The organism is Flavobacterium labens, assembly GCF_048286755.1.
GTDB lineage: Bacteria > Bacteroidota > Bacteroidia > Flavobacteriales > Flavobacteriaceae > Flavobacterium.
Map to the genome: position 1 here is coordinate 1 of NZ_JBLVPL010000001.1, position 19,167 is coordinate 19,167.

Below are 19,167 nucleotides of genomic sequence, written 5' to 3' on the forward strand. Positions count from 1 at the left end.
GAATGTCTAAACCAATGAATATCTTTGGAATAGTTAAGGCATCTTGTAATTGCATAATCTTCGTTTTTAGTAACTCTAAGTTATGCTTTTACATAGATGCTACAACGGATTTGGGCAATTGGTTCAATAGGAAGTTGGTTTTGTATTTGGGATGATTTGCTTCGCCTGTTCGCTATCGCTCGGGTGGCAAATCCAAAAATAGGGCTTAATTTAGTCCCAAACCCGCTGTAGTAGCGGAACGTTAACAGTAATGCGACAGAAACTCAGGTAATAAAAAAACACAAAGTGAAGTCATCAACTTGACGAATGCCTAGAAACAATCAATTTAAAACCCGAAGAAAATAACACTAAATGAAATTATCCGAATATATAAAGAAGAGAAATGGCGTTCCATTCGGGCACCCTAACTCGCTTCGTAATAATTTAGAAAGGTCGCTTGGTGCAAATAATTTTTCAATTTTTTGGAATTTCTGGAACCCGATTTTCGGCTATTATTTGGGAACAACCGTATTTCGACCGTTAAAAAAAATATTTCCAACTGGATTTTCTTTAGTGTTGACATTTGTTTTTTGTGGACTCATTCATGATTTAGTAACGACTTTAATAAGAGGTGAAATTTCACTTTTTTTTGCAGTTTGGTTTCTTTTAATGGGGATGTGCGTTGTGATTTCAAAAGAAATTAACTACAACTTATCAAATCGAAAATGGATTTTTAGAGCTTTAATAAATCTATTAATAATTGGTATTTGTTTTTTTCTAACAAAAGGTCTAAATACAATATTCAATTTTTATTGAAATTCAAGATAATATAAAATAAAAATAAGACGCACTACCGCTAACATCGGTGTGGCAATATGGCGGCTGAAGTGCTTTTATGAAACATTTGTTCAAGTTTCAACTTTAGGAATTCTATTGAACTTTAGTGCTAAAAATCCGCCACATCGCCAAGCCGAAAACCGTTGTGTGTCATTTAGAGCAGAACTATAAACAGACAACTTTTGAAAAAATGAATAAAACACAAATGGTATTATACACAATCTTACTAATAAGTTTTTTCTCAACTTTTACTTCTTGTAATGGGCAAATTAATTCAAAAACACAAGAAGAGAAGACTACTGCAATCGGAGTAACTGTTTCACAAATCGATAAAACAATTTGGGTAATTTATCAAGACAAGAAATCAAATTTTTGGTTTGGAAGTAAAGATAATGGTGTATTTTATTATAATGGGCAGCTTTTAAAACACATCACTATACAAGATGGCTTAGTTAGCAATGAAATACGTAGTTTTCAAGAAGACTCGGCGGGTAATATTTTTATTGAAACCGAACGAGGTGTAAGTAAATTTGATGGTCAGTCCTTAAAAACTTTGCAAATTGCAAACCCAGAATCCCCTTCGACTGATTGGCGTTTAGAACCAAATGACTTGTGGTTCAGAATAGGTTTTAATAAAAATGGACCTTATAGATTTGATGGCGAATATTTACATTATCTAAAATTTCCAAAATCGCCACAAGAAGACGAATTTAATAGCAAAAATAAGAATGCAAGTCTGAGACCCTTTGGGCTTTATAGCATCTACAAAGACCGTAAAGGATTTATGTGGTTCGGAACATCAAGTTTAGGTCTGTGCCGATATGATGGCAAAACTCTGAGTTGGCATTATGAGGAACAATTACAAACAACGCCAGAAGGTGGCGATTTTGAAACACGTGCTATTTTTGAAGATAAAGATGGAAAGTTTTGGATAAATAACACTCGTTTTAGGTACAATGTAAAACCGAATAGTAGTATTAATTTAGGCTATAGTAAAGAAAACGGGATTGGCTATCTTAACGAAAATAACGAAATGGAATTTCCATTTTTCCATTCAATAACCGAAGATAATGAAGGCAACCTTTGGATGGTAACTTATGATAACGGTGTATGGAAATACAATGGAAAAGAACTTATTCATTACCTGATCAAAGATGGCATAACAGATGTATTACTTTTTACAATCTATAAAGACAACAAAGGAGTTCTTTGGCTTGGAAGTCATAATGCAGGAGTTTATAAATTTAATGGTAATTCGTTTGAAAAATTTTTTAAATAAATACATCAATGAAAAAATATTATAATTTGATATTCATAGTACTCATATTGACGCTACACCTTTCTTGCATAGAAAAGAAAGCAACCGAAAAAGAAATTAATAAATCTGAAATTGTAAGGCCTTCAAAAAGCGACACCTTAAAATTCACTTCTGGAATACGTGCAATATTTCAAGACAGCAAAGGTAATTATTGGTTTGGAAGTCATAATGAAGGTGTAAGCTATTACAACGGAAATTCATTTGAATACTTTACAACTAATGAAGGTTTATCAGACAATCAAATCCGTTCCATTGAAGAAGACAAGAATGGAAAAATTTGGTTTGGAACTGCAAAAGGTGTAAGTGTATATTACAAAGGAAAGGTTACCAATTATTCAACAAAGAGTAACGAACCAAAATATAAATGGAATGAAACCAATGGAGATTTATGGTTTAATGCGGGTGAAAAAGACGGAATAAATCGTTTTGACGGAATAAATATGAACTATTTAATTTTCCCAAAACCAAAAAATGAAAACCCTGATAATTCTTATGGTGTAACTGATGTATCAAAAGATAATGATGGTAAAGTTTGGATTGCGACTTATGCAGCATTATTCAACTATGATGGTAAAATGGTAAATATCTTTGACCATAAAAATTTAAAACTTAAAGATAATGAGCTTTTGCATATAAGAAGTGTATTAGCAGATTCAAAAGGTAGAATTTGGATAGGAAATAACGGTATAGGTGTATTGCTTATGGACGGTAACGCTGTCATTAATTTTTCTGAAAAGCATCATTTAATTCATCCAACAAGTACAAGAAGAGGAGATAAATCTGAAGCTGGCACTCTTGAACACGTATTTGCAATTGAGGAAGATAGTGAAGGGAATATTTGGTTTGGAGACAGGGATACAGGAGCTTGGAAATTTGACGGCAAGACTATGATAAACTATACAATCAGCAACAAACTTTCGACACCAATGATTTGGACAATTTATAAAGACAATAATAACAGTTTGCTTTTTGGACTGGCAGATGGAAACATATTTAAGTTTAACGGAAAGACTTTTGAAAAGCAATTTTGAAAAATACTAATGCACAACAGGCATTTGGCGAGATTGCGAATTTTGTAGTGAATTCACGTTTACATTTCGCAAGAAATTTTATCCTTAACAGAAAATAATCGGTTCCGAAGTTCGCAACCTCGCCAAACGCTGGAACGTCAGGAGTCATTTATCAGCAGAACTTGAAAACACAGAAAATATGAAAAAAATTGACTTTAATACCAATTATTGGTATCTTTGGTAAAAATAAAAATTATGGCAAAAAACACATCAATATTATTAGGAGACTATTTTGAAAACTTTATTAATGAACAAATTTCTACTGGAAAGTATAGTTCCGTAAGTGAAGTTGTAAGAACTGCTTTAAGAGTTTTTGAGCAAGAAGAAAATAAAACAAAATCTCTTATCAATGAACTAAAAATTGGTGAAAAGAGTAGTAAAATTAGAAATTTTGACCGCAATAAAAATCTTGAAATGCTAAAAGCTAATTTTCAAAAATAATGCCAGAGTATATAGTTAGTGAAAAGGCATTAGAGGATATTAATAACATTTGGATTTATACGTCGGAAAATTGGTCTGTTGCACAAGCAGATCGATATTATAACTTAATCATTGACGAAATTGAATATATCGTCGATAATTTAGATATGGCTCGTGACTTTGGGAAAATTAGAAAATCGTATAGATACTCAAAAGTAAAATCACATTTAATTTTCTTTAAAAAATACAAAACAAATGAAATTGAAGTCATTAGAGTTTTACACGAAAGAATGGATATTGAAAACCGATTAGCCGAATAAAAAAAAACTACTGCTAACAGGTACTCCTACATAAAGCATCGCAAAGTTCTTCACAACTTTTGAGAGGGTTATATGTTGGTTATTTTTCGAGTATAAAATTCCGCTCCAACGGCTTGTTGAAAAAGTTGGAAACAACTTTTTATCCGCCGAAGGCTTAGACTGAAAAAGTTATTCTAACTTTTTTCAATAATGCCACGTAATTTGATCTCTTTTACTTCATAGTCTTTCTTTTAAAATTGCTTCGCCTGTTCGCTATCGCTCGGGTGGCAAATCCGAAAATAGCGCTTAATTTAGTCCCAAACCCACTATAGTACTAGAACGTTGGCAGTAATATTCAGCGAAAACGAGAAAATTCAAATAAAATATTAAATCTCATTATGAAAAAATTTTTCTTACTTTTTTTCTTTACAATTGGATTACATTCAGCTAGTGCAGAATGCGGAATGGATGGAATGCAATTTTTTCCTGAAAAAAGAAATATAAGCTTGAATTCAATGTTTATAATACAAGGATATTCCTTAAGTGAAAAAACAATCAATAGTTTTAAAAATCGAACAGTTTATTTAGAAAGTAAAGATGGTGAACTAATCAAACTTAACCTTCTAGAAATTCTAAAAGGGCAAATGAGTTTAATTCAAGCCATTTTTAAACCAGAAAAAGAACTAGATCCAAACAATATTTATTTTTTAAAATACTCTGAACAGACAGAGAATGAGACAAGAGATATGATGTAATGGAACTCTGAAACAAAACAGAGCGAAAAGGTTTTTTGGAGAACAACAGACAAAAAATCAATTGAACTATTGAATCCCAATTTGAGTATTAAGTATCAGAAAACTGAAGTTGTTCATTATGGTTGTGGGCCTTCAGCAAATGCAATCTTTGGTATTAATAATACATCAAATTCTGAAATTTGGTATAAAACAGAAATGGTTAATCTTACTACAAAAGAAAAGACTATATATTATATCCAAGGATGGAATGGGAAACTTAATGTTGGACATGGAATGTGCTCTGGAGCTTTTACATTTAATAGACGTGGAAAATATAAAGTTAGATTCACACCTATGAATATTGATGGCAACTCATTAAGTACGACGGAGTGGGAAATTTTCGAAAGCCCATTTGCAAACGATAAGAGTTATCATTGAAACAAAAAAAATACTACCACCAACACACGCTACAAGCAATTTGGGTATTAGGCTTAATTTAAAATTGGTTTTGTATTTGGAAGATTTGGCAAATCCGAAAATAGAGCTTAATTTAGTCCCTAACCCGCTGTAGTAGCGCGGGAACGTTATCTGTAATCATAGAAAATCGATGAAATCAACTTTAGTAATTCTTTTGACGTTTGCATTTATATCCTGTAAAAATTCAAATGATATTTCATTAGTTGTAGAAAGTATAAACAATTGTCCCGAAGGTTCTAATCAAATAGAAGTTGATCAGAAAGCATACTTTGACCAAAAATCTAAATCTTTGATAATCTACAATGGCGAAAATTATAATAAAAGTTTACAAAAATGGATAATTCCACTTGCTGAACTTACTCCAGAAAATGTGTCATATCAAAATCACGGTTTTCCAACAGTATTAACTGCGATTCCAAACGGTTTAAAAAAAATTAAATATTTTAAAAACGAAATTGAAACTGACAGTGTAAATGAATTTGTTTATAATATTCATGATTATTGCATGGATAAAAAAAATATAGATATGTTTATTCAGAATTACAGAAATGGAATTAGCAAGATAAGAAATGACTACAGATAACAGCCGTTTTGCGCAATGTCTGGTTTTATTTTCCTTAGCCTAATAATAAAACCAGCCGGGAATTTACAATTCTTTACAACTAAGCGGTAAATTACCGCTACTACGAAAATATGCATAGCATTAACAGTAATGCTCTAGAGACATAAAATTGACAAAATAAATTTAACTGAATTACAAAAATGAATACGGAAACATTTCCAATATTAACAGCTGAAAGATTAACACTAAGAGGATTGTCAATTGACGATTATCAAGATATTTTTGATTTGCGTTCGGATACAGAAGTTAGCAAGTTTCTTAACAGACAACTATGTAAAACAACCGAAGATGCAAAAAACTTTATCAACAAAGTCAATGAAAGCATTGAAAAAGGCGGAACGTATTATTGGGTAATTTACTTAACAGACACAAAACAAGTTGTCGGTACAATTTGCATATTTGACTTCTCAATTGAAAAAAACAGTTGTGAAATTGGTTATGAACTAATGATGAAATTTCAAGGATACGGAATAATGCAAGAAGCGACACAAAAAGTAATCGACTTTGTGTTTCAGACTTTAAAATTTAAAAAAATACTTGCCTTTACACATTACGGGAATAAGAAATCAACCAAACTTCTCTTAAAATTGAATTTTTTAAAATCAATAGAAGAGAATAAGGAAAATCCCAAAATAACTATTTTCACTTTGGCAAAATAATTTTAACAAATAGAATCCAAATATATTAGAAAATAAAGCCCGAACTGCTAACAGCGGTTTTGAGTTAGCTGGAGTATAGTGAAATTACTGTCTCGCATCAAGTTTTCGTTAAACCGAAAATTGAGCGGTTAGGAAGTTCGCAAATCCGCTGAAGTACCGGAACGTTATACATCGCTTCAATCAAACTTCAAATAAAACTAACACCATTTGATACACCAATATTATTAAGCAAGACAAAAATGAAATCATTGACAAGCTTTTAAATTCATTAATCGGATTTTTTATCTGATATTTACCAAACATATGGATGCAAAAGATTATATCAAGATATTCGAGCAGTCTCCTGAATTGATGCTAGTTATAGATGCCAGCTTTATCATAGTAGCTGCTTCAGACGATTTTATAAGGAAAACCAAAACCACCCGTGAGCGTATTACAGGACAAGACATTTTTTATGTGTTTCCTTCTAATCCTGATAATACAAACCGAAATGGAGAAAGCACGATACGAGCTTCTTTCAACCGCGTTATCAAAAATAAAACTGCCGATACCTTGCCGGTAATAAGATACGATATTCCTAAACCTGCATCGGAAGGTGGTGGATTTGAAACAAAGTATTGGAAAGTAGTGAACCTCCCCTATTCTAGATCATAACAATAACGTAAAATATATCATTCAGCGTTCTGATGATGTTACTGAAAATGAAACACTGGTAGCGCAACTTGATGCGGAGCACAAAGCGTTAAAGCAGCTTGAAGATAGCGAAAAGCGATACAACATGATGCTTCTTAAATCGCCTTTTGGTTTTGCTATACTTAAGGGAAAAAATATGGTGATAACCCTTGCCAACGATTCTGTAAAAGAAATGTGGGGAAAAGGCAACCACTTAGAAGGAAAGACTCTACTTGAAGTTTTACCTGAGATTAAAGATTCCGAATTTCCCGATTTGCTCGATAAGGTTTATACCAGCGGTACTCCATTTTGTGGAGATGAGGTACTTTGCCCGGTTTTTCGCAATGGTAAATTGGAGGATGTTTATTTCAATTTTGTTTATCAACCCTATCTGGAAGCAGATGAGACTATTTCTGGGATAACCATAATTGCTTATGAAGTAACAGCAGCTGTGATTGTAAAAAATGCATTAGCCGCACTACACGATGCAGACCAGAAAGCATTGAAGAAAATAGAAGAAAGTAACAATCGGTATTACATGATGCTCATGGATTCGCCATTTGCTTTTTGTGTTATGAAAGGAAAAGACATGGTAGTTACCCTTGCCAACGATTTGATAAAAGAATTTTGGGGAAAAGGTAAAGATGTAGAAGGAAAAACGCTTTTAGAAGTTTTACCGGAAATCAAAGACCAACCATTTCCCGAAATGATTGAGAAAGTGTACACAACAGGTATCCCATTGTATGCCAATGAAATACTCGGAAAAGTAACCTGTAATGGTAAGCTAAAACATAAGTATTTTAACGTTGTTTTCCAACCTTACTATGAAGCAGACAACTCCATTTCTGGTGTTACACAAATAGCGTATGAAGTGACAGAAATGGTGATGGCGCGCAAAAAAATAGAAGAAAGCGAGCAGCGGTTCAGGCAGTTGGTTAATTCAATGCCCCAAAAAATAACACATGCAGATGCCGCAGGCAATGTAATTTTCTTTAACCAACAATGGATAAATGAAACCGGCTATAACATGCAAGAATTGTTAAACGGGGAATGGATTAAAGCCGTGCACCATGAGGACATAAAGCATACCGCCGATAGCTGGCTAAATGCGGTTAACACCGGAACTACACACGAAGTGGAATGTCGTATTTTAAATAAAAAATTGGGTTTTAGATGGAACCTTTCCAGGGCGGTACCGGTTAAAGATGAAAACGGCAAAATAAAAGTGTGGATAGGCAGTACCACTGATATTCACGACCAGAAAGAAGCCAAAAGCAAAGCCGAAACTGCGCAAGTGGCAGCCGAGGATGCCATGCAGGCAAAGCAGCAATTTTTGAGCAATATGAGCCACGAAATACGAACTCCGATGAACGCTATTATAGGGTTTACCAACGTGCTCTTAAAATCGAAATTAGACCAAAGTCAGGAAGACTATTTAACGGCAATTAAGGATTCAGGAGATGCCCTGCTTGTTTTAATTAACGATATTCTTGACCTTGCCAAAGTAGATGCTGGTAAAATGACTTTTGAACAAACTCCGTTCAATTTAGCTGATTCCCTATCATCAATGCTCCAATTATTCGATATGAAAATAAAGGAGAAAAATTTAGAACTGGTAAAACAATTTGACACCGCAATACCCGAAATTATAATGGGCGATTCTATTCGATTGCGGCAGATCATTTTGAATTTGATTAGCAATGCTGTTAAGTTTACCAGCGCAGGAAAAATAACCATTTGTGTTTCCTTGCTTAAACAAGATGCAGAGGAAATAACTATTGAATTTACGATAACCGACACCGGAATAGGCATCCATAAAACCAAACTAGAACATATTTTTGACGATTTTGGACAAGCAACTTATGAAAACTCGCGCCTTTATGGAGGAACAGGTCTTGGGCTAACCATCGTTAAAAAATTAATAGAACAGCAAGGTGGCACCATACGCGTGGAAAGCGAATTAGGCAAAGGGTCGGCCTTTAGTTTCCAATTAAACTTTGCTAAAACAAATCAAAAAATAGAGCACGAATCGGAACCGGTTTCAAACATACAATCCGAGGTAAAAAAAATAAACATATTGGTTGCCGAAGACATGCCACTCAATCAACTTTTAATTAAAATAATACTTGCTGACTTTGGCTTTGAAGTGGACATTGCTGACAATGGAAAAATTGCGATTGAAAAACTAGAACAAAAGAAGTACGACCTGGTGCTAATGGATTTGCAAATGCCCGAAATGAACGGCTTTGATGCAACCGCATACGTACGTAACATTATGAAATCTAATATTCCCATCATAGCACTTACAGCAGATGTTACTTCTGTTGATTTGGAAAAAGCCCAAGCAATGGGAATGAATGATTATGTCTCTAAACCTGTTGATGAACAACTGCTATACAGTAAAATAATTAAGGTTCTGCAAAAAACCGATTGAGTAGATTAACCTTTATAAGGAGAAATAAATATTCTCAGGCATATTAACATTTTGAATTAGAGTAACGAAAAATACTTAACACATGAACAACAGCAAATAATTGTGGTTTTGCGAACTGCGCCCACAATAGTGAGCAAATAAGACAATAAGCTATGAGTAATTCATGGCTTTTTTGTTATTCTAAATCCCCTCTATTATCAAAAAAAAGCCTAGCTATTTAAGCTTAATCCTAAAATAGGTTTACTCCACACTTGGTTAAAATATAAAAAAAACACTTGTTAATTCAATTTAATTAACTAACTTTCATACACTTATACTTTAATTATCAACTCTAGAAATAAGGTTAACACTATTTAATTTTTATACCATACGACTATGAAAATTTCTTTAGAAAAAAAAATAATTATTGGATTCATCCTCAATCTATTTGTCGTTTTCGCGATAGCTGGGGTTTTTATTTTAAGAATAAATAAACATAGAAATCCAGAGTTAGATAATTCATTGAATTGGATTGAAATTGCATTAATCATTCTTTCAATCATTTTGTTGACTGTAGTTTATTTTATCATTCGATCCCAACTTCGGGCTAAAAATCTTTCTCAAGATTTACTTTTAGAAAACAAACAATTACTGCAATCGATTATTGACAATACTTTAAGTCCTATGTTTATCAAAAAAATAAATGGTGAGTATCTGTTGATTAATAAACAATTTGAATCTTTACATAAAATCAAAAATGAAGAAATAACAGGTAAAACCGATCATGATTTTTTACCTGCTTTAATTGCAGATGCCAACCGAAACTCCGATTTTGAGGTTGTAAAAGCATTAAAAGAATTAAAAACCGAAGAAACCATTCAACAATCTGATGGCATGCATACCTATATTGCCGTGAAGTTCCCCATCTATGACGCTACAAAAAGAATTTACGCCATTGGTGGAATTTTCACAGATATCTCTGAAAGAAAAAAACTGGAAGAATCTTCTAAAGCGGCTTATAATTTTTTTAAAATGTCAGTAGAAATGATGATTATTTCCTCTATGGATAAATTCATAAAAGTGAATCCGGCAGTCAGTAAAATTTTAGGATATTCAGAGGAAGAATTATTAAGTAAAAGCTTTTTGGAGTTTACACATCCAGATGATATTGAAATCACACAAAAAGAAGTTGCTAAACTTCAAACCGGAGCTCCCTCCATAAAATTCGAAAACAGATATATTTGTAAAGACGGCTCTATAAAATGGCTCATTTGGTCTGTATTTCCTGATATTACGACTGGATTATTGTATGCCGTTGCCAGTGATATAACCGCTCAAAAAGAAATTGAAACCGCACTAAATGTGGCGAATACATTTTTCTACATGTCCTTTGATATGTTTGTTGTCATTAAAAATGAAAAATTCGTAAAAGTAAATCCTGCTTTCACAAGAATACTTGGATACGATCAAAGAGAAATAATCAACAAGCCCTTTTTAGATTTTATTCATCCAGAGGATACTAAAATTTTTATGGATGGAATTAAAAAACTACAAGTTAGCGACTCCTTTATAAGTCATAGAGTTCGAGAACGACTAAAAGACGGTTCTTACAAATGGTTTGACTGGACCAGCACGATTGATATTCAAACAGGAATAATTTATGCAGTAGCAAGAGATGTTTCTGAATTGATTAAAAATGAAGAATCCTTGAAGGTAGCAAATATGTTTTTTGATATGGCATTCGACATTTTAACCGTTGCCAAAGGTGATCGTTTTATCAAAATTAATCAAGCTTTCACAAAAACCCTTGGGTATAATCAAGAAGACATGGATCGAATTAAATTCATGGATTTGATTCACCCAGATGATAAAAAAACTACAGAAGAAGTCTTGGAAAAACATTTAAAAGGAAAATCTGTTGTTAATTTTAGAATACGTTTTCTTTGTAAAGATGGTTCTTATAAATGGCTCGATTGGAATAGTAATATGGATCTTCAAAATGGAGTTTTTTATTCTGTTGGAAGAAATGTTACGGAACTCGTAGAACTCGAAAATGAACAGCAATTAACCATAGAAAATCTCTATGAAAATGAAGAAAAATTACGATTAATAGTCGAAAATATCAGCGAAGGAATTATTGTGGCAAATGCTGATAAAAAAATAATCATGGCCAATGAGATGGCCAATGCCATTTTTGGAATCGAAGAAGACGACAAAATATCCCCAAATTTAAGCAATCATTTCGAGCTCTATTTCCCAGATGAAAAAACCATTTTTCCATCGCAAAACTTACCTATGGAGCGTGCTCTAAGAGGTGAAGTGACTACTGATGTTGAAATAATTCTTTGGAATCCAATGGCACAGGAAAAGAAAAGAGTGCTTATTAGCGGCAGACCGTTAGTTGATCAAAACAATAATGTAGTCGCAGCTGTTGTAACAATAAAAGACATTAGTAAATACAAACAAATGGAAGAAGATTTGAAAGAATCAGAATCTAAATACAGAAAATTAATAGGATTTCGAAAAGGCAATAATGATACAATGATTTAAACTGGAAAGCCACATTTGCAAAGGATTATTTGCACTATAATTTCCTTTTTAGATTCTCTTTCACTTCATCAAACCATTCATTTTTTAAAATACTTAAAATAATACTGTCCCTCCGAGCGTCACTTCCTAAAGTTGGCATGTGATTGCGCAACACACCTTCTACTTTACAACCGATACTTTTCATGGCTGCAATGCTTCGTTCGTTATTATTGTCAGCTCGAAATTCAACCCGCTCCATTCCAAGCGTTTCAAATGCATATTGTAAAAGTAAATATTTACAATGCTTGTTCAGTCCTGTTCCTCGAAATGATTTTCCATACCAAGTGTAGCCCAATTGCAGCGTTTTAAACTGAAGATTGATATCATAAAAACGAGTACTTCCAGCATATTTTCCAGATTTTTTATCGAAAACTATAAAGGGAAACTCGGTTTTTAAATCTCTGGCTTTTAGCGCAATCTGAATGTATTTTTCCAGATTTTCTCTGCCATTGGCGCGCACCAAAGAATATTCCCAAGTCTCCGGTTCATTAATGGAAATTTCCAATAGATTTTCGAAATCTGATTCTTGTAAGGAACGTAATAAAACTGTTTCATCCTCCAGAACCAGCGTATGTGAAAAGTTTAAATCCATTTTGGTATTCATTTTAGAGTTGTAAACAAATGAGAACCAAATATAAACCATATTAGATTAGTACAGAAAAATATTTTACGCCCGGATTAAAACCTACCAAATACCTTATTAACTGGACAATAGCCACAAACCTAAATTCAATTGCGTGCTTTCTACTGTTTTACTATTTTATTTTTTCTTACTTTTAGTGTCTAAAGCAAAAACTTCATTTGCTATTAAAATATCGTTGAACCTAAATTTAAAAAATGAAACCAATCCAGTTATTAGCGTTCTGTTTACTACTTTTTAGTACATTTTCCTCTAACTCCCAAAATCAAAAATCAAAAGAATTCAAAGTAGAATTTGAAAAATTCACACTTGAAAATGGATTACAAGTTATTTTGCATATTGACCGGTCTGATCCTGTAGTTGCGGTTGCTTTGACGAGTCATGTAGGTTCTGCCAGAGAAAAAGCAGGTCGCACTGGATTTGCGCATTTGTTTGAGCATTTACTTTTCTTGGAATCGGAAAACTTAGGAAAAGGTGGACTTGATAAAATGAGTGCCCGTATTGGCGGGGCTGGTGCCAATGGTTCTACCAGCAGAGACCGCACTAATTATTTTCAGACGGTCCCTAAAGATGCATTAGAAAAAATGATTTGGGCCGAAGCGGATAAATTAGGTTATTTCATCAACACGGTTACAGAACCGGTTTTAGCTAAGGAAAAACAGGTCGTTAAAAATGAAAAAAGACAGAGTTATGATAACAGACCGTATGGTCATAATTTTTCAGTAATCTCTAAGAATTTATATCCGGCAACGCATCCGTACAGCTGGGATGTAATTGGTTCCTTAGAAGATTTACAAAATGCCACATTAGAAGATGTAAAAAGTTTCTACAATCGCTGGTATGTACCTAATAATGTTACACTGACAATTGCTGGAGATTTTGATGTGAAACAAACCAAAGCTTGGGTCGAAAAATATTTTGGAGAAATAAAACGTGGGGAAGCCATTCCCAAAATGGAAAAACAGTCTGTAACATTGACCGAAACCAAAAAACTATATTACGAGGATAATTTTGCCAAGTTACCGCAACTCACACTGACTTGGCCTTCAGTTTATGAATACCATCCTGACAGTTATGCTCTAGAAGTCCTGGCCAGTTATCTTTCAAAAGGTAAAAAAGCACCTTTGTACAAAACCCTTGTTGAAGACAAAAAATTAACGGATGCTGTTGATGTTTTCCAATACAATTCAGAAATAGCAGGTCAGTATATGTTAAGTGTTACTGCTTTTGAAAAAACAAATTTGAATGAAGTAATGAATGGCGTAAACGAAGCTTTTAAAAACTTTGAAGCTGAAGGAATTTCACAACAGGATTTAAATAGAATTAAAGCAGGACAAGAAACTGCTTTTTACACGAATTTATCGAGTGTATTAGGAAAAGGATTTCAACTGGCACAATATGAAATTTTTGCAGGAACTCCGGATTATATCAATCAAGATGTAAAAAATATTCTAGCCGTGACTACCGAAGATGTGATGCGCGTGTATCAAAAATACATCAAAGGAAAGCATTTTGTTGCCACTAGTTTTGTTCCAAAAGGTGAGGCAAATTTAATCTTAGATGGTTCATTATTAGCCGCAGTTGTGGAAGAAAAAATTATCGAAGGAAAAGAAGATTCATTTGATGCAAGTATTGCTGCTACGTATGAAAAAACACCTTCTAAATTTGACCGAAGTGTTGAACCCGCTTATGGTGAAAGCCCTGATGTAAAATTACCAACAGTTTGGAAAAGTAAGTTATCATCCGGTTTAAACGTATTAGGAATTGAAAACCACGAAGTGCCGCTTGTTCAATTTCAATTGCAAATTAAAGGCGGAATGTTGCTTGAAAACACCGATAAAGTAGGAGTTTCGACTATGCTGGCGGAACTGATGACAAAAGGAACTAAAAACAAAACTCCAGAGCAACTTGAAAATGCTATCGAAAGTCTGGGAGCAACCATTAGAGCGTATGCAAGTGATGAATCTATATTTATTTCAGGAAATACCTTAGCCAAAAATTACGCTGCAACTATGGCATTAGTTCAAGAAATAATTTTACAACCACGCTGGGATAATACCGAATTTGATTTGATTAAACAAAGTACGTTAAGCCAAATCACACAACAGAAAGCAGATCCAAATAGTATTGCCAGAAATGAATTCAAGAAATTAATTTATGGAAAAGAATCTATTTTAGCAAACAACCGCATTGGTACTGAAAATTCATTGAATAGCATTACGATTGCCGATTTGAAAAATTATTACAACAAAAACATGACTCCATCTGTTTCTAATTTTGAAATTGTAGGTGCTATTTCAAAAGCAGATGTGACAAATTCATTAGCGGCTTTAAATAAAAACTGGGAAGCTAAAAAAGTTACGGTTCCTAAAATAGCAGCTATAAATACGGTAGCATCCTCAAAAATTTATTTTTATGATGTTCCCGGTGCCAAACAATCTGTAATCCGAATTGGATATCCTGCTCTTGCTGCTACTGATGCTGATTTTTATCCCGTTCAAATCATGAATTACCGTTTGGGCGGTGGTAGTTTTGCTTCACAATTGACACAAGAATTACGCGAAGGAAAAGGATATACTTACGGAATCAATTCTTCCTTTAATGGTTCTGTAAACAAAGGTCCATTTACTATTGCAAGTGGTGTGCGTTCGAATGTAACTTATGAATCCGTTAGCTTAATCAAAGAAATTCTTTCGCAATATGGAAAAAACTTCAACGAGAATGATCTTGAAGTGACGAAAGGATATTTAATAAAAAGTAATGCGAGAGCATTTGAAACACTTTCTGCTAAACTGGAAATGCTATATGATATCAGCAACTACAACTACGCTAATGATTATGCGAAACAGCAAGAAAACATTGTGAAAAACAGCACTATTGACGCTATAAAAAAACTTTCAGAAAAGTATTTGAATGCTGATAAAATGATCTATTTAGTGGTAGGTGATGCTGAAACACAATTAAAAAAGCTGGAGCAAATTGGTTTTGGAGAACCAATTCTTCTGAATAAACGAGCAGTAAAATAAGTTGATTTTAAACGAATTTGGGCTTTACATCACTGATTGTTTTAGTCCAGATCGAAGTAAAAATCCCGAACTGTAAAAAAAATAATTTTTCTTGTCCTGAAAGAGCGACCAACGGAAGCTCCTTTCAGGACAAGAAAAATATTTTTTTTTAAGGAAGTCCCGAAATATCGGGATGTAACGGAGCGCTGTCCCGAAGCTTCGGGATAGCTCCAAAAGAATTATTCATTCATTTCGTCATAACGCACCGGAATTTGCGGATCGTACAACGGACATTTGAATTCTTCCATAGTATCTGCGAGAAGATTCATGGTTTTCCCTTCGGTTCCATAGCAATCAATCTGGATGCTCTGTGGTGTAGTTTTGATGTGAAAAGCACCTTTTCCAGACGTATTTTTCCAACTAAATTCATCTACTTTTTCCCAGTTTGAAAATACCGAATTGATTCGATTGATGATAACCGTCACAGGCAATTCCTCTAGTCCTTCGACAATTTCCTGCTCACTAATAGCTTCATAAACCAAGTGATGGTTCAGATAAATTCCGTCCTGATATTTCCAAAAAAGTAATTCGTACATAGTATTTTATTTTACTTTTTAATATTCAAAAGTACCGTATTCGCTGGTAATAGTCAGTTTTTTCGAAGTAGCAGCTTCTACTCTACCTACGATTTGCGCATCAACATTGAATGATTTTGAAATCGCAATAATGTCTTGAGCAACAGCTTCCGGAACGTAAATTTCCATACGGTGACCGCAATTGAAAACTTGATACATTTCTTTCCAATCCGTTTTAGATTGCTCTTGAATCAACTGGAACAATGGCGGAACCGGAAATAAATTGTCTTTTATAATGTGTAGATTTTCTACGAAATGTAAAATTTTAGTTTGTGCTCCTCCACTGCAATGTACCATACCGTGAATTTCATCAGACGAATATTTATCTAAAATTTTCTTGATGATTGGCGCATAGGTTCTGGTTGGTGAAAGTACTAGTTGTCCTGCGTCGATTGGAGAATTTTCAACTGCATCCGTCAATTGTACTTGTCCGGAATAGATTAATTCCTCTGGAACAGCAGCATCAAAACTCTCCGGATATTTGTTTGCCAAATACTTCCCGAAAACATCATGTCGCGCTGATGTTAATCCGTTACTTCCCATTCCGCCATTATAGCTTTTCTCGTAAGTAGCCTGACCAAAAGAAGCCAATCCTACAATGACATCACCCGCTTGAATATTAGCATTGTCAATTACTTTAGAACGTTTCATGCGAGCTGTAACTGTTGAATCTACAATTATAGTTCGAACAATATCACCCACATCTGCTGTTTCACCGCCTGTTGAATGAATCGTCACGCCAAAAGAGTCCAGTTCTTTAATCAACTCTTCCGTTCCGTTGATAATTGCTGATATAACTTCGGCTGGGATTAGATTTTTATTTCTTCCAATAGTAGATGAAAGCAAAATATTATCTGTTGCACCCACGCACAATAAATCGTCAATATTCATGATTAAAGCATCTTGAGCAATACCTTTCCAAACAGAAATATCTCCTGTTTCTTTCCAATACATGTAAGCCAAAGAGGATTTAGTTCCTGCTCCATCAGCATGCATGATAAGGCAATATTCTTCGTCTTGAGTTAAATAATCAGGGACAATTTTGCAGAAAGCTTGTGGAAATAATCCTTTATCAATATTTTTTATGGCATTGTGAACATCTTCTTTGGATGCCGAAACACCGCGAAGCGCATATCTTTTTGAAGTATCTGAACTCATTTAGTATAGTTGTGAAGCCTGCTTTATGACAGGTAGTTGTGCGGCAAAGATAATTATTTTTTTGGGTTTTGCCTATGGGGTTTTCAAGTGTTTCGTTAAATCTATAATCCGCCTGTAAAGTGTTGTTTTATTTTAGTAAATTTGCTATAATGTTTTAACTATTAGATTATTACATTTAAAAACTAACAATTAAATGTCGTTTATATAAACAAATATTATCCTAAATTCATATTGATTTTTAATTGAAGTTAATGTCTAAATTACCTTTTAAAGTTCAACAAATTTCAAACCCTGAATTAAACTTAGAAAAGTGGAAACCAGCGACCACTATAAAAAACGGGGCCATGCCGAAAAGCCATACGAGTAGGAAATTAAAATAACAACATTATGCCTAAATATGTAATTGAAAGAGAAATTCCTGGCGCCGGTAAATTAAGCGCCGAACAATTGAAAGCTATTTCCCAAACTTCTTGCGGAGTATTGGGTAAAATGGGACCCCAAATTCAGTGGGTTAACAGTCAGGTAACTGCTGACAAAATCTATTGTACTTATATTGCACCCAACGAGGAAATGATTCGTGAACATGCAAAACAAGGCGGGTTTCCAGCTAATTCTATAAATCGAATATCGACAACCATTGACCCGACAACTGCAGAAGAAACAGTTTAGCGAACTACAATTAAATGTATTAAACTTAAAAAAAATGCCTATCCAAAACGGAAAGGCATTTTCTATAAAAAAGTGTTTGCTATTATTTTATAGCATTATATTATTTTTTAACAACTAGAATTTCAACTCTTCTATTAGCAATTCGTTCTGCTTCATTTTTTTCCGGCAAAGAATATATAGGTCTACTGCTTCCAAATCCTTTATGCCCCAATCGTGAAGTAGCAATCCCGTTTCTTATTAAATAATCAAATACAAACTTTGATCTCCTGTAGGAAAGCTTTACGTCATTTGGATTATCATTGCAACAAATATGTCCGTATATATTGATTTTCAATTGAGGATTCATTTTTAAAACCTGAAGAAGATCTGAAAGAATTGGTTCTGACTCGACAATTATTTTTTCTGAATTAAAATAAAAATTTAAGTTTTCAAGTTTTATTAAATCTCCTACTTTAGCTTTATTCACTTTTTCAACTAGAGAAATCGTATTTTTCGTTTCATTAACCTGAACTTCTTTCTCTGGGGTATTTTCAAAAACTAAATTCTCATTATCCATTTTTTTCTTGACGGATATCTTATCTTGATAATAAACAAAAACTTTTCGGTTATCACTTTGATTTTTTAATTGTTGAAAGTCTTCTCCCAAACCGTATAATTCAAGTTTTTCACTTAGATGAACTTTACTGAATTCTAAAAGTGCGAGTACATTATTAGCTCTTCTAAAAGATAATTCCTTGTTGTAAGAATTGGAATCTATACTATCACAAAAACCTTGAATCTTTAAAATTTCTTTACCTTTTGAATGTTCTAACCATTTGCAAAAATCGTGTTGTGATTTTTCATTAATTATATCTTGGTTAAAATCAAAAAACAATACAAGTTTATCTTGTGCAGACAAAGTAATTATATTAAAAAACAAAATTAAAAAAAGTCTTATTTTCATGTAAAACGATTGATCATTATTTTAAAAT

18 protein-coding genes are annotated in these 19,167 nt (G+C 33.4%); 14 read left to right on the forward strand and 4 right to left on the reverse strand.

Annotation, left to right across the window (positions count from 1 at the left end):
- The first annotated feature begins 351 nt into the window (after positions 1-351).
- The 12 genes from ACNQF8_RS00005 to ACNQF8_RS00060 all read left to right on the forward strand — a co-directional run bounded on the left by ACNQF8_RS00005 (position 352) and on the right by ACNQF8_RS00060 (position 12,050).
- Positions 352-795 carry a hypothetical protein gene (locus tag ACNQF8_RS00005; RefSeq protein WP_417953387.1) on the forward strand — a complete coding sequence of 148 codons (444 nt, stop codon included), beginning with the start codon at positions 352-354 and terminating at the stop codon, positions 793-795.
- Between the two features lie 211 nt (positions 796-1,006).
- Positions 1,007-2,095, forward strand: a complete 1,089-nt coding sequence (locus tag ACNQF8_RS00010) for a ligand-binding sensor domain-containing protein (RefSeq protein WP_417953388.1) — start codon at positions 1,007-1,009, stop codon at positions 2,093-2,095.
- A gap of 8 nt (positions 2,096-2,103) precedes the next feature.
- Positions 2,104-3,165, forward strand: coding sequence for a ligand-binding sensor domain-containing protein (locus ACNQF8_RS00015; RefSeq protein ID WP_417953389.1), 1,062 nt, complete (start codon positions 2,104-2,106; stop codon positions 3,163-3,165).
- A 234-nt stretch (positions 3,166-3,399) separates the two neighbouring features.
- Positions 3,400-3,645: a type II toxin-antitoxin system ParD family antitoxin gene (locus tag ACNQF8_RS00020; protein ID WP_417950267.1), complete on the forward strand. Its 246-nt coding sequence runs from the start codon at positions 3,400-3,402 to the stop codon at positions 3,643-3,645.
- Positions 3,645-3,944: a type II toxin-antitoxin system RelE/ParE family toxin gene (locus ACNQF8_RS00025; RefSeq protein WP_417953390.1), complete on the forward strand. Its 300-nt coding sequence runs from the start codon at positions 3,645-3,647 to the stop codon at positions 3,942-3,944. The genes ACNQF8_RS00020 and ACNQF8_RS00025 overlap by 1 nt, the downstream gene beginning before the upstream one ends.
- Before the next feature lie 377 nt (positions 3,945-4,321).
- Positions 4,322-4,678 (forward strand): hypothetical protein, encoded by a 357-nt coding sequence (locus ACNQF8_RS00030; RefSeq protein WP_417953391.1) that lies wholly within the window; start codon positions 4,322-4,324, stop codon positions 4,676-4,678.
- Positions 4,679-4,747: 69 nt separating this feature from the next.
- Positions 4,748-5,095 carry a hypothetical protein gene (locus tag ACNQF8_RS00035; RefSeq protein WP_417953392.1) on the forward strand — a complete coding sequence of 116 codons (348 nt, stop codon included), beginning with the start codon at positions 4,748-4,750 and terminating at the stop codon, positions 5,093-5,095.
- Between the two features lie 169 nt (positions 5,096-5,264).
- Positions 5,265-5,717 (forward strand): hypothetical protein, encoded by a 453-nt coding sequence (locus ACNQF8_RS00040; RefSeq protein WP_417950270.1) that lies wholly within the window; start codon positions 5,265-5,267, stop codon positions 5,715-5,717.
- A 179-nt stretch (positions 5,718-5,896) separates the two neighbouring features.
- The gene (locus ACNQF8_RS00045) at positions 5,897-6,415 is read left to right on the forward strand and encodes a GNAT family N-acetyltransferase (RefSeq protein ID WP_417953393.1); all 519 of its coding nucleotides are present in this window, start codon (positions 5,897-5,899) and stop codon (positions 6,413-6,415) included.
- A gap of 351 nt (positions 6,416-6,766) precedes the next feature.
- Positions 6,767-7,069, forward strand: a complete 303-nt coding sequence (locus ACNQF8_RS00050; protein WP_417950273.1) for a hypothetical protein — start codon at positions 6,767-6,769, stop codon at positions 7,067-7,069.
- A gap of 124 nt (positions 7,070-7,193) precedes the next feature.
- Entirely contained in the window at positions 7,194-9,521 is a 2,328-nt protein-coding gene (locus ACNQF8_RS00055) for an ATP-binding protein (protein ID WP_417953394.1), read from the forward strand.
- 375 nt (positions 9,522-9,896) lie between these two features.
- Positions 9,897-12,050: a PAS domain S-box protein gene (locus ACNQF8_RS00060; RefSeq protein WP_417950274.1), complete on the forward strand. Its 2,154-nt coding sequence runs from the start codon at positions 9,897-9,899 to the stop codon at positions 12,048-12,050.
- A 34-nt stretch (positions 12,051-12,084) separates the two neighbouring features.
- Here ACNQF8_RS00060 and ACNQF8_RS00065 read toward each other — a convergent pair whose 3' ends face one another.
- The gene (locus tag ACNQF8_RS00065; RefSeq protein ID WP_315206951.1) at positions 12,085-12,681 is read right to left on the reverse strand and encodes a GNAT family N-acetyltransferase; all 597 of its coding nucleotides are present in this window, start codon (positions 12,679-12,681) and stop codon (positions 12,085-12,087) included.
- 245 nt (positions 12,682-12,926) lie between these two features.
- On the opposite strand from ACNQF8_RS00065, the gene ACNQF8_RS00070 reads away from it, so the two are divergent.
- Complete coding sequence (locus ACNQF8_RS00070) at positions 12,927-15,755, forward strand: M16 family metallopeptidase (protein ID WP_417953396.1); 2,829 nt, start codon at positions 12,927-12,929, stop codon at positions 15,753-15,755.
- A 218-nt stretch (positions 15,756-15,973) separates the two neighbouring features.
- Here the strand turns inward: ACNQF8_RS00070 and ACNQF8_RS00075 are convergent, their stop codons facing one another.
- Complete coding sequence (locus ACNQF8_RS00075; RefSeq protein WP_417953397.1) at positions 15,974-16,330, reverse strand: hypothetical protein; 357 nt, start codon at positions 16,328-16,330, stop codon at positions 15,974-15,976.
- A gap of 18 nt (positions 16,331-16,348) precedes the next feature.
- Positions 16,349-17,527: an AIR synthase related protein gene (locus ACNQF8_RS00080; protein ID WP_417950277.1), complete on the reverse strand. Its 1,179-nt coding sequence runs from the start codon at positions 17,525-17,527 to the stop codon at positions 16,349-16,351.
- Between the two features lie 387 nt (positions 17,528-17,914).
- Here ACNQF8_RS00080 and ACNQF8_RS00085 point away from each other — a divergent pair, with 387 nt between their 5' ends.
- On the forward strand, positions 17,915-18,196 hold the full coding sequence (locus ACNQF8_RS00085; RefSeq protein ID WP_417950278.1) for a DUF4242 domain-containing protein: 282 nt from the start codon (positions 17,915-17,917) through the stop codon (positions 18,194-18,196).
- A 100-nt stretch (positions 18,197-18,296) separates the two neighbouring features.
- Here the strand turns inward: ACNQF8_RS00085 and ACNQF8_RS00090 are convergent, their stop codons facing one another.
- The gene (locus ACNQF8_RS00090; protein ID WP_417950279.1) at positions 18,297-19,139 is read right to left on the reverse strand and encodes an OmpA family protein; all 843 of its coding nucleotides are present in this window, start codon (positions 19,137-19,139) and stop codon (positions 18,297-18,299) included.
- Positions 19,140-19,167 lie beyond the last annotated feature (28 nt).